This is a genomic window from Ruegeria jejuensis (assembly GCF_041537905.1).
In the GTDB taxonomy this organism is placed as follows: domain Bacteria; phylum Pseudomonadota; class Alphaproteobacteria; order Rhodobacterales; family Rhodobacteraceae; genus Ruegeria_C.
Genome location: NZ_JBGRUO010000009.1, coordinates 1 through 25,763, shown reverse-complemented (window position 1 = coordinate 25,763; position 25,763 = coordinate 1). Strand labels below are relative to the sequence as shown.

At 56.8% G+C, this 25,763-nt stretch carries 22 protein-coding genes and 3 pseudogenes; 22 read left to right on the top strand and 3 right to left on the bottom strand.

Going from position 1 to position 25,763, the window contains the following annotated elements:
* Positions 1–654, bottom strand: a complete 654-nt coding sequence (locus AB1E34_RS12055; protein ID WP_372572593.1) for an SGNH/GDSL hydrolase family protein — start codon at positions 652–654, stop codon at positions 1–3.
* Positions 655–766: 112 nt separating this feature from the next.
* Here AB1E34_RS12055 and AB1E34_RS12050 point away from each other — a divergent pair, with 112 nt between their 5' ends.
* From AB1E34_RS12050 to AB1E34_RS12015, 8 genes are all read left to right on the top strand, one after another.
* A complete protein-coding gene (locus tag AB1E34_RS12050) occupies positions 767–1,996 on the top strand; it encodes a substrate-binding domain-containing protein (RefSeq protein WP_372572592.1) in 1,230 nt (409 codons plus the stop codon).
* 78 nt (positions 1,997–2,074) lie between these two features.
* Positions 2,075–3,568: a sugar ABC transporter ATP-binding protein gene (locus tag AB1E34_RS12045; RefSeq protein WP_372572591.1), complete on the top strand. Its 1,494-nt coding sequence runs from the start codon at positions 2,075–2,077 to the stop codon at positions 3,566–3,568.
* Between the two features lie 11 nt (positions 3,569–3,579).
* Positions 3,580–4,548: an ABC transporter permease gene (locus tag AB1E34_RS12040; protein ID WP_372572590.1), complete on the top strand. Its 969-nt coding sequence runs from the start codon at positions 3,580–3,582 to the stop codon at positions 4,546–4,548.
* 3 nt (positions 4,549–4,551) lie between these two features.
* Positions 4,552–5,490, top strand: coding sequence for an ABC transporter permease (locus AB1E34_RS12035; protein ID WP_372572589.1), 939 nt, complete (start codon positions 4,552–4,554; stop codon positions 5,488–5,490).
* An 18-nt stretch (positions 5,491–5,508) separates the two neighbouring features.
* A complete protein-coding gene (locus AB1E34_RS12030; RefSeq protein ID WP_372572588.1) occupies positions 5,509–6,165 on the top strand; it encodes an SGNH/GDSL hydrolase family protein in 657 nt (218 codons plus the stop codon).
* A gap of 188 nt (positions 6,166–6,353) precedes the next feature.
* Positions 6,354–7,352, top strand: a complete 999-nt coding sequence (locus AB1E34_RS12025) for an IS110 family RNA-guided transposase (protein WP_372572755.1) — start codon at positions 6,354–6,356, stop codon at positions 7,350–7,352.
* 324 nt (positions 7,353–7,676) lie between these two features.
* Positions 7,677–8,876: an IS256 family transposase gene (locus tag AB1E34_RS12020; protein WP_372572587.1), complete on the top strand. Its 1,200-nt coding sequence runs from the start codon at positions 7,677–7,679 to the stop codon at positions 8,874–8,876.
* Between the two features lie 570 nt (positions 8,877–9,446).
* On the top strand, positions 9,447–10,427 hold the full coding sequence (locus AB1E34_RS12015; protein WP_372572586.1) for a bile acid:sodium symporter family protein: 981 nt from the start codon (positions 9,447–9,449) through the stop codon (positions 10,425–10,427).
* Positions 10,428–10,568: 141 nt separating this feature from the next.
* Here the strand turns inward: AB1E34_RS12015 and AB1E34_RS12010 are convergent.
* Positions 10,569–10,745, bottom strand: a pseudogene (locus AB1E34_RS12010) (IS630-like element ISSpo6 family transposase); the annotation flags it as partial.
* A gap of 342 nt (positions 10,746–11,087) precedes the next feature.
* Here AB1E34_RS12010 and AB1E34_RS12005 point away from each other — a divergent pair.
* The 14 genes and pseudogenes from AB1E34_RS12005 to AB1E34_RS11940 all read left to right on the top strand — a co-directional run.
* Positions 11,088–11,291, top strand: a pseudogene (locus AB1E34_RS12005) (hypothetical protein); the annotation flags it as partial.
* Between the two features lie 401 nt (positions 11,292–11,692).
* Positions 11,693–13,087 carry a MocR-like ectoine utilization transcription factor EhuR gene (ehuR, locus tag AB1E34_RS12000; protein ID WP_372572585.1) on the top strand — a complete coding sequence of 465 codons (1,395 nt, stop codon included), beginning with the start codon at positions 11,693–11,695 and terminating at the stop codon, positions 13,085–13,087.
* Positions 13,088–13,184: 97 nt separating this feature from the next.
* Entirely contained in the window at positions 13,185–14,204 is a 1,020-nt protein-coding gene (gene dctP, locus AB1E34_RS11995) for a TRAP transporter substrate-binding protein DctP (protein WP_372572584.1), read from the top strand.
* 142 nt (positions 14,205–14,346) lie between these two features.
* Positions 14,347–14,919, top strand: a complete 573-nt coding sequence (locus AB1E34_RS11990) for a TRAP transporter small permease (RefSeq protein WP_372572583.1) — start codon at positions 14,347–14,349, stop codon at positions 14,917–14,919.
* A gap of 2 nt (positions 14,920–14,921) precedes the next feature.
* A complete protein-coding gene (locus AB1E34_RS11985; protein ID WP_372572582.1) occupies positions 14,922–16,208 on the top strand; it encodes a TRAP transporter large permease in 1,287 nt (428 codons plus the stop codon).
* 11 nt (positions 16,209–16,219) lie between these two features.
* A complete protein-coding gene (locus AB1E34_RS11980) occupies positions 16,220–16,657 on the top strand; it encodes a universal stress protein (protein WP_372572581.1) in 438 nt (145 codons plus the stop codon).
* 8 nt (positions 16,658–16,665) lie between these two features.
* Positions 16,666–17,430: an ectoine utilization protein EutA gene (eutA, locus tag AB1E34_RS11975; RefSeq protein ID WP_372572580.1), complete on the top strand. Its 765-nt coding sequence runs from the start codon at positions 16,666–16,668 to the stop codon at positions 17,428–17,430.
* A 19-nt stretch (positions 17,431–17,449) separates the two neighbouring features.
* Positions 17,450–18,439, top strand: a complete 990-nt coding sequence (gene eutB, locus AB1E34_RS11970; RefSeq protein ID WP_372572579.1) for a hydroxyectoine utilization dehydratase EutB — start codon at positions 17,450–17,452, stop codon at positions 18,437–18,439.
* Positions 18,440–19,432, top strand: a complete 993-nt coding sequence (eutC, locus tag AB1E34_RS11965) for an ectoine utilization protein EutC (protein ID WP_372572578.1) — start codon at positions 18,440–18,442, stop codon at positions 19,430–19,432.
* A 14-nt stretch (positions 19,433–19,446) separates the two neighbouring features.
* Positions 19,447–20,634: an ectoine hydrolase DoeA gene (doeA, locus tag AB1E34_RS11960; protein ID WP_372572577.1), complete on the top strand. Its 1,188-nt coding sequence runs from the start codon at positions 19,447–19,449 to the stop codon at positions 20,632–20,634.
* Between the two features lie 5 nt (positions 20,635–20,639).
* Entirely contained in the window at positions 20,640–21,632 is a 993-nt protein-coding gene (gene doeB, locus AB1E34_RS11955; RefSeq protein ID WP_372572576.1) for a N(2)-acetyl-L-2,4-diaminobutanoate deacetylase DoeB, read from the top strand.
* A gap of 23 nt (positions 21,633–21,655) precedes the next feature.
* A complete protein-coding gene (locus AB1E34_RS11950; protein WP_372572575.1) occupies positions 21,656–22,138 on the top strand; it encodes an Lrp/AsnC family transcriptional regulator in 483 nt (160 codons plus the stop codon).
* A gap of 111 nt (positions 22,139–22,249) precedes the next feature.
* Complete coding sequence (locus AB1E34_RS11945; RefSeq protein WP_372572574.1) at positions 22,250–23,749, top strand: NAD-dependent succinate-semialdehyde dehydrogenase; 1,500 nt, start codon at positions 22,250–22,252, stop codon at positions 23,747–23,749.
* Positions 23,743–25,113: an aspartate aminotransferase family protein gene (locus tag AB1E34_RS11940; RefSeq protein ID WP_372572573.1), complete on the top strand. Its 1,371-nt coding sequence runs from the start codon at positions 23,743–23,745 to the stop codon at positions 25,111–25,113. The genes AB1E34_RS11945 and AB1E34_RS11940 overlap by 7 nt, the downstream gene beginning before the upstream one ends.
* 140 nt (positions 25,114–25,253) lie before the next feature.
* On the opposite strand, the pseudogene AB1E34_RS11935 reads toward AB1E34_RS11940, so the two are convergent.
* Positions 25,254–25,484 (bottom strand): annotated as a pseudogene (locus AB1E34_RS11935) (IS3 family transposase); the annotation flags it as partial.
* Positions 25,485–25,763 lie beyond the last annotated feature (279 nt).

Genomic DNA, 25,763 nt, shown 5'->3' with positions numbered 1-25,763 from the left:
TCAGGCATTTGCTGCCTCCCAACCGATGATCTGCACTTCCCGCGCAAGCGCAAGACCCAGCGATTTATGGGCGGCGGCGCTTAGGTGAAACCCGTCCGCCGGGTCAGCCTGCACCGTTTTACCGGCGTCAAAATAATGAACTTCCAGCGAATCCGCGATCACTTCGAACTCGTGGGCAAGCTGGTGACTTTTTGGTTGTGCCCCCGCGAAGATCCCCTCCCATTCCTTGATGTCATCCAACATGGGTGGTGGGGCTACAACAAGTATCTCGGGAACGCTTCCCATGGGGCCCGGCGCAAGCTCTTTGATGTCGTGAACCAGGCAGCCAATGCCCATAGCGACTTCGGTTGCGGGCTGGCCAAACCGAGACTTGAGGTCGTTGGTACCCAGCATCAGGATAACCAGATCAATGGGCGCATGACTCATGAGGCAAGGCCGGAGATATGTTCGGCCATTTTTGAGGTCCCCTTCGATAGGATCGTTGTGGACCGTTGTGCGCCCGCTCAGGCCTTCTTCGATGACATACCAATCCGGACCCAGCGCGGATCTGAGGACGCCCGGCCATCTTTCATCAGGACCAAATCTATCCAAAGGCGTACCGCCAGGGGCTTGGCCATGTGTATTGGAGTCGCCATAGCAAAGCACTGTTTTCATGTGTATATTTTTCCCTCTTCACGCTTCGCTCAGAGTACTCTCTGATCATAGAGATGGCAGCTAGATGTTGTCAGCGCAAGCTTTGGACTTATTCACTCAGTATGAATAAGTATTGACGCGCGTCGGAATCGCGGTGTTTATAGAAGGCAAGAGGAGACCAGATTCCATTGATTTGCATCGCCGGATGCACAACAGCCTGAAGCGAAAACCATGCGTGTCGGGCGGCGGTGAGCTGTGTCTTCGTGGAATGTGTAAGGGAGGATACCAAATGATCACACGTTTCAGCTCAACAGTTGCGGCTGCGGCTCTGGTCGCTGTCGTATTCGTAAGCCCATCATGGGCGGACGAAGTGAATCTGATGGATGGCGTTGAGCCGCGCCCCGAGGGGAACAGCACCGTCGAGGCGGGAACCTTCCAAAAGGAAGGTCCGTGGAAAATCGCGATGAGCCATTTTGGTGTCAATGCGAACACCTGGACCGTCCAGACCGCACATGAGGCGCAGGGCATCGCCGATGGCGACGACCGGATCGCGGATTTTATCATGCTGGACGCGAATTTCGACCAAGCCAAACAGGTTGCGGATATCGAAGATCTGCTGGCGCAAGATCCCGACGTTCTGATCGTGATGCCGGTGACGTCCACTTCTGCGGATACGGGCATTCAAAAGGCCATTGATGCGGGTATCCCTGTGGTGGTTCACACCGGCCGGACCGAGAACCAGAACTTCACCGTGGATATCCAGGGTGGTGCCGAGAATTTCGGCCGTGTCATGGGCGATTTTCTGGTAGACCAGCTGGGCGGTGAGGGCAAAATCTGGGTGCTACGCGGCCTGCCCTCTCATCCCGAAGACATCAACCGTTACAACGGCCTAGTGCAGGCGCTTGAGGGCACCAATATCGAGATCACGCAGGAAGATCACGGTAGCTGGGTCTACGATCTTGGTAAAAAGCTCTGCGAAACCTTCTATCTCAACGATCCGCAGGTTGATGGCATCTGGTCGTCTGGTGCCGACATGACACGTGCCTGTGTCGATGTGCTGGTGCAGTTCGGCGCCGACATCCCGCCGATTACGGGTGAAGGCAACAATGGGTTCTTCGGGCAGTGGATTGAAACGGGTTACCCTTCCATCGTCGCCGAATACAGCCCCTCGCAGGCCGCAGCTGGTGTGCGCGCAGCCGTCGCGCTGCTGGAAGGCAAAGAGCTGCACAAGCACTACATCTATGAGCCCGAAGGCTGGGATGTAGAGAAGGCTAAACAATTCTATCGGTCTGACCTTTCCGCCAATGTGTGGTGGCCGACAGAACTGCCGGAAGAAAAGCTGCAAGAGCTTTACGGCAACTGACGCACTCCCCGTCAGACTTGCTTCCGCGGGCGCGTCCCGCGGAAGCCTTTTAGGTCCTTTCTGCGTGAGTTCCCGAGCATGACAAACGTCGTTGAAATGAAAGGCATCACCAAAGCCTTTGGCGCGAACATCGCTGTGAACGATGTGAGCATCTCGCTCCCCGCCGGACGTGTCCGTGCGCTTATGGGCGAAAACGGTGCCGGGAAATCAACGCTGATGAAAGTGCTCGCGGGCGTTCACATACCAGACCAAGGGCAGGTGCTGATCAACGGCGCCCCTGTGACGTTCAGCAACCCGAAACAGGCGCTCGAGGCCGGTGTCTCGACGGTTTTTCAGGAACTGTCGCTGCTGCCCAACCTGACAATTGCGGAAAACATGTTTCTTGGGCGTGAGATCGTGAACCGGTTTGGTGTCCTTGATCGAGACGAGATGGAGCTGCAGACCGCATCGGCCCTGTCCGAACTTGGTCTCGATCTCAATCCGGCGACACTGGTGTCGGAATTGTCGATCGCGCAACGGCAATTCGTCGAAATCGCGCATGGCATCAAGGCGGATGCGTATGTCTTTGTTCTGGACGAACCGACTGCGGCCTTGAACGCGGCGGATGTCGAGGTTCTGAACCGGCAGATCACGCGGCTGAAACAGGCTGGCAAGGCCATCGTCTATATCTCGCATCGGATGGAAGAGATTTTTGAGACCTGCGACGACGTTACCGTGATGAAGGATGGTGCGCATGTTGCCTCGCGATCGTTGGCAGAACTCACCCCCGAAGGGCTCATCGCCCTAATGGTTGGCCGCGAGCTGAGCGATCTTTTCCCAGCGCGTGGGGAAAATCCGGCTGAGGTTCTGATGTCCTGCGTCGATCTCAAACTGTCCGAGAACGCGGCACCGGTAAGCTTTGATCTTCATGCCGGAGAAATTCTGGGCCTCGCGGGGCTCGAAGGCCAAGGGCAACGGGAAATCGTACGGTCCTTCTTTGGAGACTACGCGCCGGTCTCCGGGCGCGTCACAATCGGGACGCACACAACGACCCTGCCGCTGGCAGAAAACGAAGGCATCCGGACGCAAAAGGCGCTGGGTGTTGGATTTGTGCCAGAAGATCGTAAGGAAGAGGGCCTGCTGCTCGGACTATCGATCAGGGACAATATCGACATCGGGGCGCAATCCGGGCGCAGCGCTCTGAGCGTCACGCTCAAACTCAGAAAGCTGGTGGCCGAGACGATGGAGAAGCTGAAGGTCAAGGCGACAAGCGCCTCTGCCCCTGTCGCGTCTCTGTCCGGCGGGAACCAGCAAAAGGTTCTTTTGGGCCGGTATCTGGCCGCTGACATGAACGTGCTGGTGATCGAAGAACCGACGCGCGGTGTCGATATCGGTGCCAAGGCGGAAATCTATGCGCTGCTGCGCAAGCTGGCTGACTCAGGCAAAGCGATCCTGGTCCTATCCCGTGAAACGGTGGAACTGATCGGGCTCTGTGATCGTCTGCTGGTCGTACATGATAAGGCCATCGCCGTCGAAATGGCCGGCAAGGACGCAACCGAACATGCCATCCTAGATGCCGCATTGAATACCTAGAAGGCCCGGTGATGAACAACAGAACTTCGTTTGCAAGCCGCCTGATCGGCAAGAACTCCAGACAGGGGAACTGGTACGTTCCTCTGATTATCTTCGGTGTGTTTGCCTCTGTGCTGGCGTTCTCCGCGCCCGATTTTGCGACCTCCCAGAACGCCTCCAACCTGCTTGCGCAGGCCATGCCTTTGATCATTGTCGCGATCGGGCAGATGATCGTCATTGTGCTGGCGGGGATGGACCTATCCGTGGGATCTGTGATGAGCATGACCACTGCCATTCTGGCGCTGGATGGGTCCCCGCTTGTCCTGATTCCCCTTGCCTTTCTGGCCGCAGCTCTGGTTGGTGCAATAAATGGCGTTGCCATAGTGAAGCTGAATGTCCACCCCATCATCGCGACCCTTTCCATGCAATTCGTGGTGGTCGGGATCGCACAGCTATTGCGCCCAGTTGCGGGCGGATCGGTCCCCGACATCGTGGTGACGTTGGTGACGGGATCGCTGTTTGGCGTACCCGCAGTGGTCATCTGGGCCATTGTCGTGGTCGGCATATCGTGGCGTCTGCTGCACGGATCGCGGTTCGGACTACACCTTTTTGCAATCGGCGGCGGGGTTTCTTCCGGTCAGGATGACGCCGCGCATAACTTCGGACTATCGGATCAGCGCAACATCATCCTCGCCTATGTGCTGAGCGCGCTTTTCGCCGCGCTGGCCGGTTTCTTCATTGCAGGCCGGATTGCATCGGGTGATCCCGGTGTTGGTTCGCAATTCGCATTGGACTCGGTAACCGCAGTTGCGATCGGTGGCACCCAGTTGTCCGGTGGCATCGGCAGCCTGCACGGGACGATTTTCGGCGCGCTGCTGATGGCCCTGCTGGCCAATGGCATGAATCTCGCAAATCTGTCCGCCTTCCTGCAAGGGGCGATCAAGGGCGTTATCCTGCTTTTGGTCGTGGCACTACAGTCCCGCAAGAAAATGGGGCTCTGACCAATGACGACAGCAGTTTCCCGCATCCTCCGCGTGCCGCCCGCCTATTTCGTTTTTGCCGCGCTTCTTGCAACGCTTTGGATCACCAAGCCTCAGCTTATGAACATCAACGTCCTAGGCGTATTTGTGCGACAGGTCGCCCCGCTGGGCATCCTTGTCTTGGGCCAGATGCTCGTGATGCGCGTGCGATCCATTGACCTGTCGGGCGCCGGGGTTCTGTTGCTGGTCAATTACATGATTTCGTCGGGAATACTGGGCGACCTTCCACTTGCACCAACACTCCTGCTGGCGCTGGCCATCGGCATCGCGATTGGCCTGTTCAATGGCTATCTTGTTGCTTACCGGCGCGTGTCGGCGGTGATTGCAACATTGGCGGTAACGGTCATCCTGATGGGCTTTGTCCAATTTCTAGCCAGCGGCAAGCCCCCGGGCAACATGCCTAAGATCATGAACGAAGCCTACAACATCAGGATGGGCCCCATTCCGGCCCCGGTGATCCTGTGGGTGACATTCACGGTTGTTGTCTCTGTCTTCATGTCGCGGTTTGTCTTTGGCCGCTTCGTTGCATCGATCGGGGAAAACCCCACCGCGGCGCATTTCTCGGGCGTGCCGGTCGCGCGCACGGTCATGCTGTGCCACGTGCTGGCGGGCTTTCTGGCGGCCTGCGCGGCGATTGTTCAGTCATCCTCGGTGGCTGTGGGCAGTCTGCGCCTGGGGCTGGAGATGCCAATCGACGCAGTGGCCGCAACCATTCTGGGCGGCGTTGTCTTCGGGCGTGGCGACGGCGGAACCTGGGGACCGTTCTTTGGCGTTTTGTGCTTTGCGCTTTTGTTTGTCGTTATGACCAGCTTTGGCGTGCCCGAGCCGGGCAAGCAAATTGCCCGAGGCGCAATCATTCTTTTGGCCGCGATCTTTTACGGCCTGAACACCGGAAAATCGTAATTCGAGCGGAGGACTTAGATGACCCAGAAACGTATCATGTGCTTTGGCGACTCCTTAACCTGGGGCTGGATACCCGTCGTGGAAGGCGTTCCAACAACGCGGTATGCCAAGGATATCCGGTGGACCGGTGTGCTGCAGAACGAGCTGGGCGACGGGTATGAGATCGTCGAAGAAGGCCTGAGCGCACGCACAACGAACCTCGACGATCCAATCGACCCAAGACTGGATGGCAGTGCCTACCTGCCAGCGGCTCTGGCCAGCCAATTCCCACTGGATCTGGTCATCATCATGCTGGGGACGAACGACACCAAGGCCTATTTCCACCGGCCCGCCTTCGATATTTCGGCCGGTATGACCAAGCTGGTCGGGCAGGTCCTGGGATCGACGGGCGGCGTTGGCACCACCTACCCTGCGCCGCAGGTCTTAATCATGGCTCCGCCCCCGCTGACACCAATGCCGAATCCCTACTTTCAGTCGCTCTTTGGCGGCGGGGCCGAAAAGTCGAGCGAGTTGGGCAAGCTCTATGGCGATCTGGCCGATTTCATGAAGGTTCATTTCCTGAACGCGAGTGACTTCATTTCGACCGATGGAGTAGATGGCATTCACTTCACGCCCGAAAATAACCGCGATCTCGGCAGGGCTGTCGCCACCAAAGTAGCCGAGATCTTTGCCTGATCTCAGAGCCGCCCGCGAGGAGAGGCGGCTTTGATACGCAAACCACGGGAGGATTGTGATGGAGTGGATACCCCCGCTCTAAGGCATCGCAATGTGCCAGAGTGGTGAAGTATCACAAAGCAACGAGGAGGTTATCCATAGACGATGTTACACTAATTGGGGTCGATCACTGACCGGCAGTTGATCGCATAGCGATCAATGAGAGGTTGGCCAAGCGCGTTTTTCATTTGCCCGGGGCTACCAGAGATGGATCGGTTGTGTTGCGCAAGAAGCTGTCTCGGGCTCAGTTCAGTCGCTATATGGAACGCCACACACGCTGCATTTTTGCGATGGAGGCCTGTGGTAGCGCCCATCATTGGGGTCAGTTGATTGCGGAGTTTGGTCATGAGGTGCGGCTGGTTCCACCTGTTTATGCCAAGCAATACATGAAGCGACACAAGAATGACACAGCCGACGCCGAGGCGGCTTCACGTCCGACGATGCGATTTGTTTCAGTAAAACCTCTGGCGCAGCAAGCACAAGCCATGGTATATCGCTCGCGTGACATTCTGGTTCGGCAAGGCACGCAACTGATCAATGCACTACGGGGTCATTTGACAGAATTCGGCGTTGTTGCACCTCAAGGCATCACGCAGCTCAAAAAGCTGACCGCAGTCATTGATGCTCCTGAAACGGAACTTCCCGAACTTGAGCGGCAACTGGCCCACGATTACATCGACATGGTCGAAACATTGACCGCCCGGATCGCCGTTCTGGACCGGACCTTGCGAAAGGTCACCGCCGCTGATGAGAAGACAGCTTACATGAGAACTGTTCCAGGCGTCGGCCCTACTACGGCAGCGGCGATAGAAGCTTTCGCGCCATCACTGGATAGCTTCAGACGCGGTCGTGATTTTGCGGCCTGGCTTGGACTTGTACCAAAGCAACACTCGACGGGCGGCAAAGAGCGGTTGGGTAAGGTCTCCAAAATGGGGCAACGCGACATCCGAAAGTTGCTCATAAGCGGCGCAATGGCTGTGATCCGATGGGAATTCCGAAAGGGTGATGATGCAAACCCTTGGATCGCAAGGCTGCTCGCACGCAAATCTAGCCTGGTGGCGGCCGTGGCGCTAGCCAACAAAATGGCACGCATGATCTGGGCCACGGTCACTCGGAAACAGAACTACCGAATTCCGGCAGCAACTTGATCGCTTAACCCGGATCTACGGTGTGTGTGAGTCTGGAGAGACTTAGGGAGTAAGAAATCGGCAATGAGAGGATGGGAGAACCCGAGTGCAACACCGAGCTTCGCGCTCTTGACTTTGATAGGGACCCGACCCGCTCAATCCATACCGGCCGGAGGCGCATCAGCGTCACAAAATGAGGCCTTACATATGACCGCACTGATCACGTTAGTGTCCGAGCACGTGGTGTAATTTCCATGCCTTCAACGGTGTAATGCCGGGTGGCCATCGAGGTGTATGGTCGGGTGGAGTTTTACGACTTCAACCACGAACCACGCGAGGACCCCGATGACCAAACCAACCATGGACCTTTCCAAGCTTCTGGCCAAGCAGGACGGCGGCGACTTTCTACGCTCTGTCGCTGAAGCCGTCTTGCAGCTGATTCTGGAGGCTGACGTTGACGGACTGATCGGTGCCAGCAAGCACGAACGTAGTGCCGAACGCGCGACTTGGCGAAACGGGTATCGAGAGAGCGCGCTCGATACCCGCTTGGGCACTTTGAATTTGAAGGTGCCCAAGCTCCGGCAGGGCAGTTACTTCCCTGGCTTTCTCGAACCGCGCAAGACTTCTGAGAAGGCCCTTGTCGCCGTCATTCAAGAAGCATGGATCGGCGGCGTCTCCACGCGCCGTGTCGATGAACTGGCGCAGGCCATGGGCCTGAGCGGCATCTCGAAGAGCACCGTATCCAAGCTATGCAAGGATATCGACGAGCGGGTGAACGAATTCCTCAACCGCCCACTCACCGGCGAATGGCCCTATGTCTGGCTCGACGCGACCTACCTCAAGGTGCGCCAGGGTGGCCGGATCGTCTCGGTGGCGGCCATAATCGCCGTGGCCGCCAACACCGACGGACGCCGCGAGATCATCGGCCTGGGACTCGGACCGTCCGAGGCCGAGACCTTCTGGATGGACTTCCTGCGAGGATTGAAGGCGCGTGGGCTCGACGGCACCAAGCTGGTGATCTCCGACGCCCACAGCGGCCTCAGAGCCGCGATTGAGCGGGTGTTTGAGGCCACCTGGCAGCGCTGCCGCGTTCACTGGATGAGGAATGCCCTCGCGCATGTCTCCCGCGGCCAGCACACCGTCGTCGCTGCCGCGATCCGCCAAGCCTTCGACCAACCCGACCGCGCATCTGCCGGCGAAACCTGGCGCCGCGTGGCCGACCAGCTCCGTCCTCGCTGGCCCAAGCTGGCCGAGTTGATGGACGAGAGCGAGCACGACGTTTTGGCTTACATGGCCTTTCCGCGCCAGCACCGCACCAAGCTGCACAGCACCAACCCGATCGAGCGCCTCAACAAGGAGGTAAAGCGCCGCGCCGATGTCGTCGGCATCTTCCCGAACGAAGCCTCGATCACCCGCCTGATCGGCGCCGTGCTCTTCGAACAGAACGACGAATGGCAGACCGCCAGCCGTTACATGATGGTGGAAGCTTTCGCCCAAATCGACCACGAGGAGATCGACCCCATTCTCAGCATCAAAGCCGTCTGATCATGACCTCAGGCCATCCGACAAATTACACCACCTTGACGGACGTGACCGGGACACCACACACTCGACACTATTTACGACTCATTTTGAAAACGCTGCCGTGTCCTACCTGTCCCGTAATATGTTCTTCCATTCCATCGAATGGATCGCACCATCAAACACATCGGGTTGGGCCTCATATGATCGATTAGTAACTAACGATCGTGACCATGCGAATGCAACACTGCGGGCCATTAAACTCTTGCTTGGACGTACCAAGAAGGACGGTAGCGTAAGGTATCAGCGTGTGTAACGGAAGTGTACATCAAATATGCGGTGTCATTGAGGTCGATAAAACGGGCTCACCTTGAATGGTCGGCTCAAAAGAGGGGTCCTCACTTTTTGGCGCTGTATTGCAAGGTCTTGAGAGCAAACGCAGATTGGCCACGCCACATCTGGAAAGCAGGGCGCATTTACTGAATATGGATTGTTTTTTCTAGGAGTAGCAGTCAATCTGAGCTCAAGACACGACTAGATCGTGCCGCTCGGACTTGGTGTCATTGCGGGTAGCAAGACGATGGAGGCCGATCCGTGCAGATACCCACGCCGATCCAGCGTATCAGCTCATTCATCGGCCAGTTTTTTGTCGTTTTTGTAGTCGTTTCCACTTTGTGGAGCTGGCAAAATCCGACTGCCTTCGCATGGGCGGGTGACAAAATACCTTTCTTGCTTGGCATACTCATGTTTGGTGCCGGTTCGACGCTCACTTTCGAAGAATTTAAGGATGTAGCGAGGCACCCGCTTCACGTCGTTGCTGCAGTTGCTGCGCAATACATCATGATGCCGCTGCTAGCATTTCTATTGGTCGAATTGGTTGACCTGCCTGACACAATTGCGTTTGGCGTGATCTTGGTTGGTGCCTGCCCGGGCGGCATTGCGTCCAACGTTATTACGCTGATGGCCAAGGGCGACGTGGCTCTTTCTGTTTCCATCACGTCAGTTTCCACATTGTTGTCGCCGATCATGACCCCACTGATTGTCATATTGCTTACGGGGTCGGACATCGATGTCCAACCCCTGTCACTACTTTCTTCGATTGTGATGATCATCATTTTCCCAATTAGCATGGGACTGATCGCCCGAATGATCTTCGGACAAAATCTTACCGATGTGATGAAGGTTCTGCTTCCGGTCATGACGACCTTTTCGATCATGAGTCTTACCGGTGCGACTGTAGGCGCCAACAAAGATGTTATCGCGTCTGTCAGTATCACCATCCTCTTTGTCGTTATGGCGCACAATGTCCTCGGATACCTTGGCGGATATGGCGTGGCTCGATTGGTCGGTCTCCCATCGCGGCAACGGAAGTCCTTTTGTTTCGAGATAGGTATGCAAAACTCGTCATTGGCAGTCGCCTTGGCTACACTGCATTTCGCGCCAGCCGCCGCCGTTGCGGCAGCCATTTTCGGTGTTTGGCACAATGTCTCAGGTCCTGCTCTGGCGTCGCTTTGGACATGGAGAGACGCTGGGAAGGCCAACTCTCGCCCGAACTCTGTCAATTTCAACAGTTAGCGGAACTGGCCGCTTAATCGTAAGCGTGACAAAGGCACCCCTCCAGAACCTCAACACGTGGTTTACATATGATCTAGATTGAAGATCGTCACTTTGACGTAACTCTTTGACATCGTTAATATTTTTTAAAGCATCCGACCTTTAACTTGAGGCATATCCGGCAGCCTTGAAGTAGTTCCGGCATTCGTCTGGCGTGTATAGGTCGCAGATTTCCGTGAGTGCGTGGAACATATCGTTGAAAGTCCGCGCGCCGATCCTGCGTAGGTGCGCTTTGAGCTTGGAGAACGCCATCTCGATCGGGTTCAGGTCCGGGCTGTGGCAGGAGAAAGCTTCAGACGCGACGCCGCTGCACGTCCCCTTAACCCTTATTCAATCAACTTCTGAAACCGCGCACGCAGCGCCTCCGGCAATGGTGCTGACATGATCCATCCTCCCAAAAAGCATGAATCACAGATCTGCAACAAAGGGAATCCTGTGATTCAGGTTTTGGGTCGGACGCTCTAGTAGCAGATAATCCACGCTTCTGCAGGAATACGTATCTAGCTGGAAATACTCAGGTTTCCTGAGCGGCCCATATCAAGAAGGACGTTCACAGACTAGTTCAAGGCAGCGACCGTTAGCCGTCTTTATGAATCTGGTGCGACCCAGACCGGAGTTGCCAAGGAACTGGGCGTGACGAGTTCTCAGTTGAAGACCTGGCGCTTGGAGATTGAAACGGCAGGATCGATAGCGGCAATGCGCAGGCAGCAGGCGGATGCGACGGAATTGGATCGTCTGCGAAAGGAAAACAGTCGCTTAGCGCTGGAGAATGAAATCCTGCAGAAAGCGTCGGCTTTTTTCGCCTCAAGGGCAGCGAAGATATGAACACGAAACGTGCATTCGTCGTTGCCCATAAGACTGATTACCGAATCACTCAGCTCCGTCGCATTGCTGGCATCAGCACCTGTGGGCTTGATCAGAGGATTTGCATAACGGAAGGTTTATGGCTCATCTGAACCGTCAAGTAGTGAAGATGAGACGGAAAGCTGGCACTGACAATCCGACGGTCGAACGAGTCGTCAAAGACATCCGCCGCAAAACGCGCAAGCACCATTCGGCGGAGGAGAAGATCCGACTGGAAGTCCGAGGGTTTCCTCCAAAGCGTGGATACTAAAACCTGTTGAGCTTCAAGCGAGGCACTGATCTGTGCCAGTACTTCCTTATGCTAACAAACCTGTTGGAATTGATCTTCTTGTGTGCGCTTTCTATTTGGTTAATATTGTCGCATGACAAATTGGATGCCATCTCGAGACTCGCTTAGTTCGCCCCTGCATGACAGTCTTGCCGCAACGATTGCGAGTGCGATCGAGGATGGAAGGCTGCCACCTGGTGAACGACTGCCTACGCATCGCAAGCTGGCCGATGAACTGGGCTTGAGCATCAATACCGTCAGCAAGGCTTATGATGTTCTGCGGCGCCAAAACCTGATCGACGGGCAAATCGGGCGCGGGAGCTATGTCATCGATACAGGCGGGTCTGGCGATCAACCCTTCAAACTGGAATCCGAGCCGAAAAACCTGTTCGATATGTCGATCTCACGCCCATTGTTTAACAGCCAACACGTGGACGCAATGCATTCCACGCTGAAAGACATGCAGGCCAAACTGGATCCCGCACTGTACCTGTCTACCCGGCCCAACCTGGGACATGAGTCACATCGAAAAACCGGAGTGAAATGGCTATCATATTGCGGCCTCCAAACCACCGCAGACTCGATTATGATGACCAATGGCGTCACGCACGGTTTGTCGTCAGCATTGTCTGCAATCCTGCGGCCCGGCGATGTGGTTTTGTCAGATATGGTGACGCATCATCTCATGGCATCCAGTGCCTCATACTTTGGCTACAGGCATTTGGGTCTTGAAACGGATGAGCACGGAATTCGGCCTGATGCGCTAGAGCAAGCTTGCATTGAGAAGTCACCTAAGGCACTGTATATATTGCCATCTCTTGCGAATCCGTTAGTGCACATGATGCCTGAAACCAGGCGCAGGAAAATTGCAGAAGTTGCACGAAAACATGGGCTATACATCATCGAATGTGATGCGTTCGGTCCGGTTGCTTCTGATCGGCAGCTCCCGATATCCTCGTTGGTTCCGGAGTTGGCCATTTATCTGACAACATTCACGAAGTGCACAGTCAGTGGTTTGCGTGCAGGTTACGCAGTCGTGCCGGACCATCTGATACCGGCAATGACGGCGCGATTGATCGTATTTGGCTGGATGGCCACTCCGCTGATCTGCGAACTTGCGTCGCGTTGGGTCGAAGATGGTACAGCAAGATACCTGAGCGAATGGCAGCGCAAGGAAATTGGCGAACGTTTTGAGATAGCCACTCGGGAACTGGCCGGGCTTGAATGGAAAGGGCATCCTGCCAGTTTGCACCTTTGGCTGAAACTAAACGGGGACTGGGATTCCAGTAGTTTCGTGGCGCATGCGCGGGAACTCAACGTGGCTGTGTCACCCGAAAGCCCTTTTCTTTCTCCGAAGGCGCCGCCGCAAAATGCAGTGCGTGTTTCAGTGGGCAGCATTCGCGAAGCTGACCGTTTTCGCCAGGGCCTTAAATTGCTGGCAGGATTGATGCGACGCCCAAAAGAACCGCTGCCGCAATTCGCATTTTGATATTGTAGTGCGACAATAAAAAAATTGACATGCAGTACAATTTTTAGGAGTTGGTGAGTCATCCGCGCCGAAGCAACGTGATATCTGGGAGGATGTAATGACTGTAACCAAGCATTTAAAACGGCACATTATTGCGCCATTGGCAGCCGCATTGCTGGCCGCAGGTCCGGCGATCGCTGATAACTGGCGCTACGCCATGGAAGAGGGGCTGACAGATCCGCAAGGGCTGTACGCCACCAAATTCAAAGAAGTAATCGAAGCCAACTCCGACCATACGGTTCAGATCTATCCGGTTGGTTCGCTAGGCGAGTCAGCCGATGCCATGGAGCAGGCCCAGGCTGGATTGCTTCAGTTCATCGATCAGTCCCCGGGCTTCACCGGCGCACTGATCCCGGAGGCTGAAGCCTTCCTGGTTCCCTACGTGCAGCCAACCGATCCTGAAGTGGTGCGCAAGTTCTTCAAGGAGGGTGTCGCGGTTAATGAGATGTTTCACAGCATCTATCGCGAACAGGGGCTGGAACTTCTGTCAATGTTCCCGGAAGGCGAGATGGTCGTCACCACGATGGAAGAATTCCGCACCCCCGAAGATTTGGCCGGGATGAAAATCCGCACCATGACGTCGCCATTGTTGCTGGAAACCTACACGGCCTTCGGTGCATCGCCGATCGCCATGCCCTGGGGCGAGTTGATCGGCGGTCTGAAAACCAAGATGGTTGACGGGCAGGAGAATCCGACGATCTGGATTGAGGCCTATGATCTGGACAACCTGACCAATGTCATGACCTATACCGGGCACGGCCAATACACGACTGCTGTGATGGCTAATGCGGACTTTTACGACGGGCTGAGCGATGACGATAAGGCTCTTGTTCAGAAAGCGTCGCAAGAAGCTTTGGACTATATCCTCGATGTCGCCGTCGAACTGGACGCCGAAGGTCTGGCGAAAATCAAGGAAACCAACCCAGGCTACATCATCAACCGACTGACCGAAGAAGAGCGCGACGTTTTCAGAGAGCGTGCCAAAGCGGTCGAAGCGGCCTTTGTCGAGCGTGCAGGCGAACGTGGAGCTGCCATTCTTGAGCAGATGAAAAAGGACGTGATTGCCGCACAGCAATAGATGTTCCTGATAGGCGAGCGCCGCGGTTGCAGCGCTTGTGCCTGATCTGAAAATGCTGCGGGTCCCGAAGACTTATCAGGACCCGCAGCACAATGATCTGACATTCGGAAATGTTGACTCAGCGAATGCCTTGGGAGGTGTCATGAGCGAAGCACCGCAAAACAATTCCGGCCTGACCGGGGTCATAAACGGCATCGACAAAGGGATTGCTGCGCTGGAACGAGTCATCATGGCGACCGGCGTGATCATGATGGCGATTAACACCATCGCCAATGTCATCAGCCGGTTCGTGTTCAACCACTCCATCATCTTCGCAGAAGAACTGAACAGCATATTCATATTGCTGGTGACATTTGCCGGGATTGGCTATGCCGCGCGTCACGGGCGCCATATCCGGATGTCTGCGATCTCGGATGCGCTGCCGGAACGGGCACGCAAACTGCTGATGATACTGATCACCGCTGTTACGGCCGCGCTGCTTTTGCTGCTGGCCTGGTACGCGGTGCAGTACATCATCAGCTTGCATGCCAAGGGGCGGGTATACCCGGCGCTCGGAATCCCCATCTACATCAGCTACCTCTGGGTGCCGATCGGTCTTTTCGTGACGGGCATCCAATATGCGCTGACCTTTCTCAAGAACCTTCAGGAGCGGGAAATCTACCTGTCCACGGATCTGCGTGAAGCAGATGCGCAGGAATTGGAATTGGAGCTTTAGTCATGGCACTCATGATGTTTTCCGCAATGGTAATTCTGTTGTTGCTTGGCTTTCCGATGATGGTGCCGCTGATCGCCGGGGCTTTCATCGGCCTGATGGAAATGTTTGGCACAATCGACAAAACCGAGTTCATGGTGCAGCAGATGCTGGGAGGTATCCGGCCTTCATCCCTGATCGCTGTTCCAATGTTCATCCTGGCGGCTGACATCATGACACGCGGCCAATCCGCAGGGCGGCTGATCGACATGGTCATGGCCTTTGTGGGACATGTTCGCGGCGGGCTGGCCGTCAGTACTGCCTCGGCCTGTGCGCTGTTCGGAGCAGTATCCGGGTCCACTCAGGCCACTGTTGTGGCAGTAGGCACACCGCTCCGGCCTCGTATGCTGAAAGGCGGGTACAATGATTCCTTCGTTCTGGCGCTCATCGTCAACTCAAGCGACATCGCTTTTCTGATTCCACCCAGTATTGGGATGATCATCTACGGCGTGGTGGCCAAGGCCTCCATCCCCGAACTTTTCATCGCCGGCATCGGACCGGGATTGCTGATCCTAGTCATGTTCTCGATCTATAGCATGATCTACGCCAAAATTAACGATGTTCCGACCGAGCCTGCCGCGACATGGTGCGAGCGTGCGAAAGCGGTTAAGCGGGCTATATGGCCACTGGGATTTCCGTTTCTTATCATTGGTGGCATCTTTTTCGGCATCTTCAGCCCGACCGAGGCCGCCGCGATCAGCGTGGCCTATGCGATCTTCCTGGAAGTCCTCATTTTCAAAACGATGAAGATCACGGATCTGTATCAGGTTGCCCTGTCAACCGGCATGGTGACGGCCGTGGTGTTCATCCTTGTTGGGGCCGGCGCTGCCTTTGCCTGGGTCCTGTCATTCGCACAGATCCCGCAGCAGATTCTGGGTGCCCTTGGAATTTATGAGATGGGGCAGATTGGCGTGTTGTTCACTATCGCCATCGCGTTCTTCATCGGCTGTATGTTCGTGGACCCGATCGTGGTGATCCTGATCTTTGTTCCGATCTTTGCACCCGTGGTTGAAAATACCGGGCTGGACCCGATTTTGGTTGGCACCTTGATCACCCTGCAGGCAGCGATCGGCTCGGCCACGCCCCCGTTCGGCTGTGATATTTTCACCGCGGTGGCGGTGTTCAAACGTCCCTACCTAGAAGTGATCAGAGGCACACCGCCATTCGTGATCATGCTTCTAAGCGTTTCGGTAATGATGATTTTCTTCCCGCAGGTAGCGCTGTTCCTGCGCGACATAGCCTTCAACAAGTAAGGGGAGCTGACATGTTTAAATCTATACTCGCTGCCTTTGACGGGTCTGAAGGATCGGAAGCTGCCCTTCGTAAAGCTATCGAGCTGGCCAACCTGTGCGGCGCAGACCTGACGGTGTTGACGCTCTACCGACATCATTCCGTGCTTGAGGGTTCGATGTATGTAACCGATGTCGAACAGCCCGATAACATTGATGGCATCATGCGCAACCATGCCAAGAAAATCGCCGAACATGGGGCGACCGTCGCACGGCAGGCGGGATGTGAAAAAATCCGCGCCTTCGTCAAAGGCGGACCCACCGCACGCACAATCGTCAGCTTCTCAAAACAGCATGAAAACGACTTGGTCGTTTTGGGCAGCCGAGGATTGGGATCAATTGAAGGGTATTTGCTGGGAAGCGTTTCCCACAAAGTGACAAGCCTCTCCGAATGCCCGGTTCTTGTGGTGTGAGGGCGGCCATGGCGTTGGATGTTCAATCTTCGCTTTCATCGGAGCCCGCACGGTTGGATGCGCACCCGATTGCTAAGCGTATCGGGTTGGTGGCTCTGGCAACGGATCATACCACCGAAATAGATTTTGCACGTATGCTCCAGGGGTGTGATGTCGGTGTTTATGTGAACCGGATTGGGTTTGAGAACCCAACAACCCATGAAAGCTTGTTGCGCACCGGCCCGCGCCTTGCGGCAGCAGCGGCGGATATTCTTCCCGATGAACGGCTGGACGTGCTGGTCTATGGTTGTACCGCGGCCTCGGTGGTGCTGGGCAATGACAAGGTGGCTGAACACATGAACAGTGCCAAGCCGGATACGCCCTGTATCACCCCAAGCTCAGCAGCCTTCGATGCCTTTGGTGCATTGGGAGTAAAAAAGGTGAGCGTTCTGACCCCCTATACACAGGACGTGACGGATTCCCTGGTCACCTATTTCGTGCGACACGGACCGGAAGTGGTGAACGCCGTTTGTTTTGGCCTGAGTGATGACCGCCATATGGCGCGCGTGTCGGAGGACAGCATCATCGAAAGTGGGTTGGCCGCATGCGATCCTGATGCCGATGCGCTTTTCATATCCTGCACCGCGTTGCGGGCGGCCACCTGTATCGCACGGCTTGAGGCACGGTTGGGCAAACCGGTGATTACGTCCAACCAAGCGATGGTGTGGCGCTGTATGCGGTATCTCGGCATTACTTTGGGTTATACCGCCGGTGGCAGGCTATTCGGGAAATAAAAAGTATCGGGACAATAGGATGCACAGTCAGATCACCCATCAGGACAGCATTGCCGCTCGCGCGCGGATTGCGGACCGGATCCGGCAAACGCCTGTAACCGCCTCGGCATCGTTGAGCGAGCTTAGCGGCGGCGATATATGGCTGAAGCTGGAACAAGGGCAGATCACCGGCAGTTTCAAACTGCGCGGGGCAACGAATGCTGTGCTTTCGCTGACCCCGGAGCAGCGTGAATCAGGGGTTGTGGGGGTGTCGACCGGCAATCACGGGCGCGGGCTGGCCTATGCCTGTGCCCAGGCCGGGGTGCGCTGCATCATCGCAATGTCCGAACTGGTGCCACAGAACAAGGTTGACGGGATCAGGGCGCACGGCGCCGAGGTGCGGATTGTCGGGCGCAGTCAAGACGACGCCCAGGTCGAGGTCGACAAGCTGGTCGCAGACGGTATGGTTATGCTGCCACCATTTGATCATCCGGACATCATTGCCGGCCAGGGCACCGTGGCACTGGAAATACTGGAGCAATGTCCCGATCTGGAAACTGTGCTGGTGCCTCTTTCTGGGGGCGGGCTGATCTCGGGCGTTGCGATGGTGATGAAGGCGGTCAACCCGGAGATCCGCGTGATCGGCATTTCGATGCAGCGGGGGGCAGCCATGTATGAAAGCCTGAAAGCCGGCAAACCCATCCTGGTCGAGGAAAAAGCTACGCTGGCGGATTCTCTGGGCGGCGGGATCGGGCTAGAGAACGCCCATACCTTTGCCATGACCCGCGATCTGGTGGACGAGACCCTGCTGGTGAGCGAGGCCGAGATCGCCGCTGCTATCCGGCATGCCTATTGGCGGGAACGCCAGATCATCGAAGGCTCCGGCAGTGTCAGTATTGCCGCTCTGTTGTCGGGCAAGATCACAAATCCTGGCCGTTGCGTCGCGCTGATCTCGGGGCAGAACATTGACATGGGCCTGCATCATCGCATCGTTTCGGGCGAGGATGTGGACGTAACGGCGGAGGGGTAAATGCCAGATATCAGGATACTGACCGAAGCCGAGCTGCGTGATCTGGTGCCGCTGGATATTGACGCGGTGGACTGCGTCGAACAGGGGTTTACCACGCTGGCCGGGGGGAATGTTGAGATGCCGCCGATCATGACGCTGATGGTGCCCGACCATAATGGCGAGGTCTGCGTAAAAACCGCCTATGTGCCCGGCATCGACAGTTTCGCGATGAAGATGAGCCCCGGGTTCTTCGACAATCCCAAGCTTGGCCTGCCCAGCACCTCCGGCCTGATCGTGCTGTTTTCCAGCACAACCGGTACGCTCGAGGGGTTGCTTCTGGACAATGGCTACCTGACCGATGTGCGCACTGCTGCTGCCGGTGCCGTCGCTGCGCGTCACCTCGGTCGCAAGCAGGCGGCGCGGGTATGTGTCATTGGTGCTGGCGTGCAGGCGCGTTTGCAGCTTAAAGCGCTGATGTTGGTGCGCCCTGTGACAAGCGCGGTGATCTGGGCGCGGAATGGTGCCAAGGCCGAGGCGACGGCCGCCGCCTTGCAGGATGAGCTGGGGCTCGAGGTGACCGCAAGCCAGGACATAGCGGAGGCCGTGTCCACGGCTGATATTGTTATCACCACTACCCCATCGGACACACCGTTGGTCAAGGCTGAATGGCTGCAACCCGGGCAGCTGATCATCGCCATGGGATCGGATCAGGAACACAAGGCAGAGCTGGAGCCCGGTTGTCTGGCCAAGGCAACGCTATACGTGCCCGACAGCCAATCACAATGCGCCGTCAAAGGGGAGCTCCGCAGCGCCTTGGAATCCGGTGTGGTTCCAGCAGGCCAGTCGTTTGCAGAACTGGGCGGTGTCACCAGCGGCAAGGCGCCCGGCCGTCAATCCGACAGCGATATCATCATTGCCGATCTGACCGGCACCGGCGTGCAGGACACGGCTATTGCCACGCTGGCCCGGCAGCGTGCCGAAGCCCTCGGCAAAGGCACCACATTCACCAGCTAATCGCGAGCTTCTCCATGCCAACGCCAAGACTTCACTTTTCGCGCGATGAGTTCAGCCAACGCATCGCAAAGACCCGCGCTGCGATGCATGAGCGCGAAATTGATCTGTTGATCGTCACTGACCCCAGCAATATGAACTGGCTGACAGGTTATGATGGCTGGTCATTCTATGTGCATCAATGCGTGGTCCTGGGGCTTTCTGGTGAACCCATCTGGTACGGCCGAGGGCAGGACGCCAATGGCGCGCTCAGGACCTGTTTCATGGATTCCGCAAACATCATCGGCTACCCCGACCACTATGTGCAATCGACCGAACGCCATCCAATGGATTATCTCTCGGCACAACTGGCGGATCGCAAGCTGAACCGGGGCCGCATCGGGGTCGAGATGGACAATTACTGGTTCACCGCCGCCGCCTATGCCGCACTCCAGCAGCATCTGCCGGATGCCACATTTTCCAATGCCAATGCGCTGGTCAACTGGCAGCGCGCGATAAAGTCCGAAACCGAGCTGGACTACATGCGTGCCGCAGGCCGTATCGTTGGCCGGATGCATGAACGCATCTTTGCAAAAGCCGAGCCGGGTATCCGCAAATGCGATCTGGTGGCAGAAATCTATGACGCAGCGCTGCGCTATGACCCCAAAATCGGTGCTGGCGGAGATTACCCCGCGCTTGTGCCGTTGTTGCCCTCGGGCGTGGAGGCCTCAGCGCCTCATCTGACATGGGACGATCAGCCGATGAAATCTGGCGAGGGCACGTTCTTTGAAGTCGCTGGCGTCGTCAAACGCTACCATTGCCCGCTGTCACGCACGGTCTTTTTGGGCAAGCCCACGCAAACCTTCCTTGATGCTGAAAAGGCCGTGCTTGAAGGGATGGAAGCCGGGCTGGAGACTGCAAAAGAAGGCAACCTCTGCGAAGATATCGCCAACGCGTTTTTCGCCGTACTCAAGAAACACGGTATCGTCAAAGACAACCGCACCGGTTATCCGATCGGCGTCAGCTATCCTCCGGATTGGGGTGAGCGCACGTTCTCGCTGCGCCCCGGCGACAAGACCGTTCTGCAGGAAAACATGACCCTGCATTTCATGACCGGCCTCTGGATGGAGGACTGGGGCTTTGAGATCACCGAAAGCATTCGCATCAGTAAGACCGGCCCGGAATGCCTGGCTGATGTACCACGAAAAATGGTTGTGAAGGACTGAAGCCCATGAAACCCTCTTCGATTTCTCCGACAATCCCGTTGGATCAGGACGGTGTTCACCACGGATTTCTGCGGCTACCCTACAGCCGGGATGACAGCGCATGGGGGTCGATTATGATCCCGTTGACGGTGATCAGGAATGGCGACGGGCCAAGCGCGCTTCTGACCGGGGCCAATCATGGTGACGAGTATGAAGGCCCGGTGGCGTTGCAGGAACTGACAGTCTCGCTAAAACCCGAAGACATTACCGGTCGGTTAATCATCGTCCCCGCTTTCAATTATCCCGCGTTTCGAGAGGGTCTGCGCACCTCGCCCATCGACAAGGGCAATATGAACCGCAGCTTTCCGGGCCGTCCGGATGGCACCCCCACCGAGAAGATTGCCGACTACTTCCAGCGGTTTCTGTTGCCGATGGCCGATATGGCGGTGGATTTCCACTCGGGCGGCAAGACACTTGATTTTGTGCCCTTTGCCGCAGCCCATATCCTTGAGGACAAGGCCAACGAGGCCGCCTGTTTCGCGGCGATGGAAGCTTTTAACGCGCCCTATTCCGTGCAGCTTCGGGAGATCGACAGTGTTGGTATGTACGATACAGCGGTTGAAGATATGGGCAAGGTTCTGGTGTCAACCGAACTGGGAGGCGGCGGGTCCGCCACGGCAAAATCCATCGCTATTGCCAAAAAGGGTCTGCGCAATGTGCTGATCCATGCCGGAATTCTGAAAGGTGAGATGCAGGTCGACCCAACAATCCGCCTCGGTATGCCAGATGATGATTGCTTTGTGTTCTCGGAAAGCGATGGCCTTTATGAACCCATGGTCGATCTGGGTGAAGACATTCGCAAGGGAGACATCGTGGCTCGAGTCTGGCCGGTTGACCGCACCGGCGTTGATCCGATTGAATACCATGCCAAGCTCTCCGGCCTTCTGATCAGCCGCCATTTTCCAGGGCTGATCAAGGCAGGGGATTGTGCGGCGGTGGTTGGCTTGCAGGTCGACTAGCGCAGGTTTCAGGAGGTGATGCCATGCGGCTCGATGCCCGCGATCTGGAAATCCTGCGGGTGCTGTCCACAGATGGTCGCATTACCAAGTCCGCGCTGGCGGCGCGTGTCGGACTGTCGCCCACCCCCTGCTGGGAGCGGCTGAAAAAGCTGGAAAAAGCCGGGCTAATCGAGCGTTTTCGGGCCGAGATCAACCTGCAAAAGTTGGGGCCGCATGTGACAATCTTTGTCGCCGCTGAATTGTCCGATCATACCGCGGCGAGCTTTCGCGCGTTTGAGGCCGCAATGCAGCGCTTTGACGAGGTGCTGGCCTGCTGGGCGCTCGGCGGGGGATTTGACTACATCCTCCAGATCGTAACCCGCGACATTGATGCCTACCAACGGCTGATCGACGAAATGCTGGATGCCCGTATCGGCCTCGCGCGCTATTTCACCTATGTTGTGACAAAGCCTGTAAAAGGCGGAGGCGCGCCACCGATTTCGCTCATAGCGGGGGAACAGGAGTAATTCGGCGTATGCAGACCGGAAGGCAGAGTAATCCTCTGCTTGCAGCCCGAACTTTGGTCTCTTTCTTCGGCCATTATCCCCGATACCTCGGGACAGCGAAGGAGGGCATTCATGATAAACACGGCACTGGCCGCAAGGTTCGAGATTTCTGACAAGTCTCTTCTGCGCAGCTTCTCCTATATCGGGGGAAAATGGTGTGGGTCGACCACTGGGGAAACCATCCGGGTTTCCGATCCTGCGACCGGCGATGTCATCGGCGAGGTTGCCAGCCTGTCTGCCGAGGACTCTCTCGCCGCCGTTGATGTCGCACAGACAGCGTTTTCAGCTTGGTCGGGTCTTCTGCCGCAGGGCAGGTCTGCGATTCTGCGCTGCTGGTTTGACCTGATACTGGAGCATAAGGAAGATCTGGCCCGGATCATGGTGCTGGAGCAGGGCAAACCACTGTCCGAGGCGCGCGGTGAAATTGACTATGCCGCGTCTTTCGTGGAGTTTTATGCCGAAGAGGCCAAGCGTCCGAATATCGAAGGCGTCACGAGCCATCTGCCCGATGCCGAGGTCGAGGTCGAGGTCTGGCTGGAGCCGGTCGGAGTGGCGGCCTTGATTACCCCGTGGAATTTTCCCGCCGCCATGCTGACTCGTAAGGCCGCGGCCGCCATGGCTGTGGGTTGCACGGTTGTGGCTCATCCCTCGAGTGAAACCCCGTTCTCGGCCCTCGCCTTGGCGGAGCTGGCCGAACGAGCAGGCGTTCCCGCAGGTGTCTTCAACGTGATCGCCGGCAAGGCAGCGACCGTGGTGGATCCCTGGACGAAAGACACCCGCGTGCGGGCGCTCTCCTTTACCGGGTCAACCGAGATCGGGCGGCTGCTTTACCGTCAGTCTGCCGACACGGTGAAGAAACTTGTAATGGAACTGGGCGGGCATGCGCCGGTGATTGTATTCAAAGGCGCCGATCTCGATGTTGCAGTCGCCGAAACCATCAAGGCCAAATTTGCCACGTCCGGGCAGGACTGTCTGGGGGCCAACCGGATATTTGTCGAGCGCGCGATCTATGATGAATTCTGTTCGCGCTTTGCGACTGCAACCGGTGAGCTGTCGCTGGGTATGGGCATGGATGATCCTGACATCGGTCCGCTGATGAATGAAAAAGCGGTTCAAAAGCAGGAAATGCACGTCGCCGACGCGCTGGCCAAAGGTGCGAAGCTGGCCTGCGGCGGCAAGCGAGACGCGCTTGGGCCGCTCTTTTATCAGCCGACCGTACTGACTGACGTACCCGCCGAAGCCGCTATCATGTCAGATGAAACGTTTGGCCCGGTGGCGGCCATTGCCCCGTTTGATAGCGAGGACGAGGTTATCGCCCGCGCCAACGCCACTGAATATGGGTTGGTTGCCTATCTGCACAGCCATGACCCGCGCCGTATCTACCGCGTTACGCGTGCCCTGCAATTTGGCATGGTGGCGGTCAACCGCACCAAGGTCACCGGCGCGCCAATTCCCTTTGGAGGAACCAAGCAATCCGGTTTGGGTCGCGAAGGGGCGCGTCTTGGAATGGAAGAGTTTACCGAGATCAAATACGTCTGCCGCGATTGGGCCAAAGGAGTTAAGAAATGTTAAGAAACGATCAACTGGCGGAATGGGACCGCGACAACTTCTTTCACGCCTCAACCCACCTAGCGCAGTTTGAGCGCGGCGAGTTGCCCAACCGGGTCATCACCGGCGGATCGGGCTGTCACATCGAAGATCGCAACGGCAAACGCCTCCTGGACGGGTTTGCCGGGCTTTACTGCGTAAATGTCGGCTATGGCCGCCCCGAGATCGCCGAAGCCATCGCCGAACAGGCCAAGGAATTGGCCTATTACCACGCCTATGTCGGTCACGGAACCGAGGCCAGCATCACATTGGCCAAGATGGTGCTGGACCGGGCGCCCGCGAACATGTCCAAGGTCTATTTCGGGCTTAGCGGCTCGGACGCGAATGAGACCAACATCAAGCTGATCTGGTACTACAACAACATCCTCGGGCGGCCAGAAAAGAAAAAGATCATCTCGCGCTGGCGCGGCTATCACGGCTCGGGCCTCATGACCGGCTCTCTGACCGGGCTTGAGCTCTTTCACAAGAAGTTCGATCTGCCGCTGGCGCAGGTTATCCATACCGAGGCGCCGTATTACTTCCGTCGCGAGGATCAGACCCAGAGCGAAGAGCAATTTGTGGCCCATTGCGCCGCCGAGCTTGAGGCGCTGATCGAGCGCGAAGGCGCAGACACCATCGCCGCGTTCATTGGCGAGCCGGTCCTGGGCACCGGCGGAATCGTTCCGCCACCCGACGGCTACTGGCAGGCGATCCAGGCGGTTCTGAATAAGCACGATATTCTGCTGGTGGCGGATGAAGTTGTGACCGGGTTTGGCCGTCTAGGCACGATGATGGGCTGCGATCACTACGGGATCGAGGCCGATCTGATCACCATCGCAAAGGGTCTGACCTCGGCCTATGCGCCACTCTCCGGCAGTATTGTCAGCGACAGGATGTGGCAGGTGCTCGCGCAGGGCACAGATGAAAACGGCCCCATCGGCCACGGCTGGACCTATTCCGCCCATCCCATCGGCGCCGCGGCCGGGGTCGCCAACCTGAAGCTGCTGGATGATCTGAACCTGATTGCCAACAACCGCGACACAGGCACCTATCTCAATCAGGCGATGGTCGATGCGCTTGGGGATCACCCGAATGTGGGCGACATTCGCGGCGAAGGCATGCTCTGCGCCGTCGAATTCGTGCAAGACCGCGATAGCCGACGCTTCTTTGACGCCAGCGAAACCATGGGCGTACGAATTGCGGGCGCATTGGCCGCCAGCGGCGTGATCGGCCGCGCCATGCCCCAGGGCGATATCCTGGGCTTCGCTCCGCCGTTTTGTCTGACTCATCAAGAAGCCGATACCGTTATCGCAGCTACTCTGAGAGCTGTAAAAACAGTGTTGGGTTAGTGTTGCCGATGTCTGACATCAGCACCTATGGGCCTGATTAGAGGATTTGCATGACGGAAGGTTTCTGGCTCATCTGAACCGTCAAGGAGAGAAGATGAGACGGAAAGCTGGAACCGACAAACCGACGGCTGAACGAGTCGTCAAAGACATTCGTAGGTGTTCAGTCCCGGCATCTGGTGGATCGGATCGACAATGAATCGATCTGGCTCTGAAGTCCAGATTTTGCAGATGTATTCGTATGGCGTGAGACCGCTTAGCGTTATCAAGCGGCGCGCGTAGTTGTAGGCGTCGAGGAAGTCGGCGAGATGGCTGCGAAGCTGATCGTGGCTGTCGTAGTGGTATCGCTTGACCGTGGCCTCTTTGTCGGATCTCTTTGATAGTGAGACAAGGGTTTCAACAAAATCAATCACTTAGAGATTTGAATTTCTGGGACTCTAAAATTCATGAATTTCTAGCTGAACACATCGGTAAGCAGCGCTTCGTTTAAAACGCAGAGAGTGACCGCGAAGATGCAGGTTTCTCGGACGCCGCATGCTGGCGGGGGAGTTGCGCGATGGGTTTCCCGGCGTCAGAGAAGCGCTCAGGCGGGAAATCGCGGGGTTAGTTCTTTTGGGTCGGCTGTGCTATGGGGATTTGTACGAAGGGCTTGC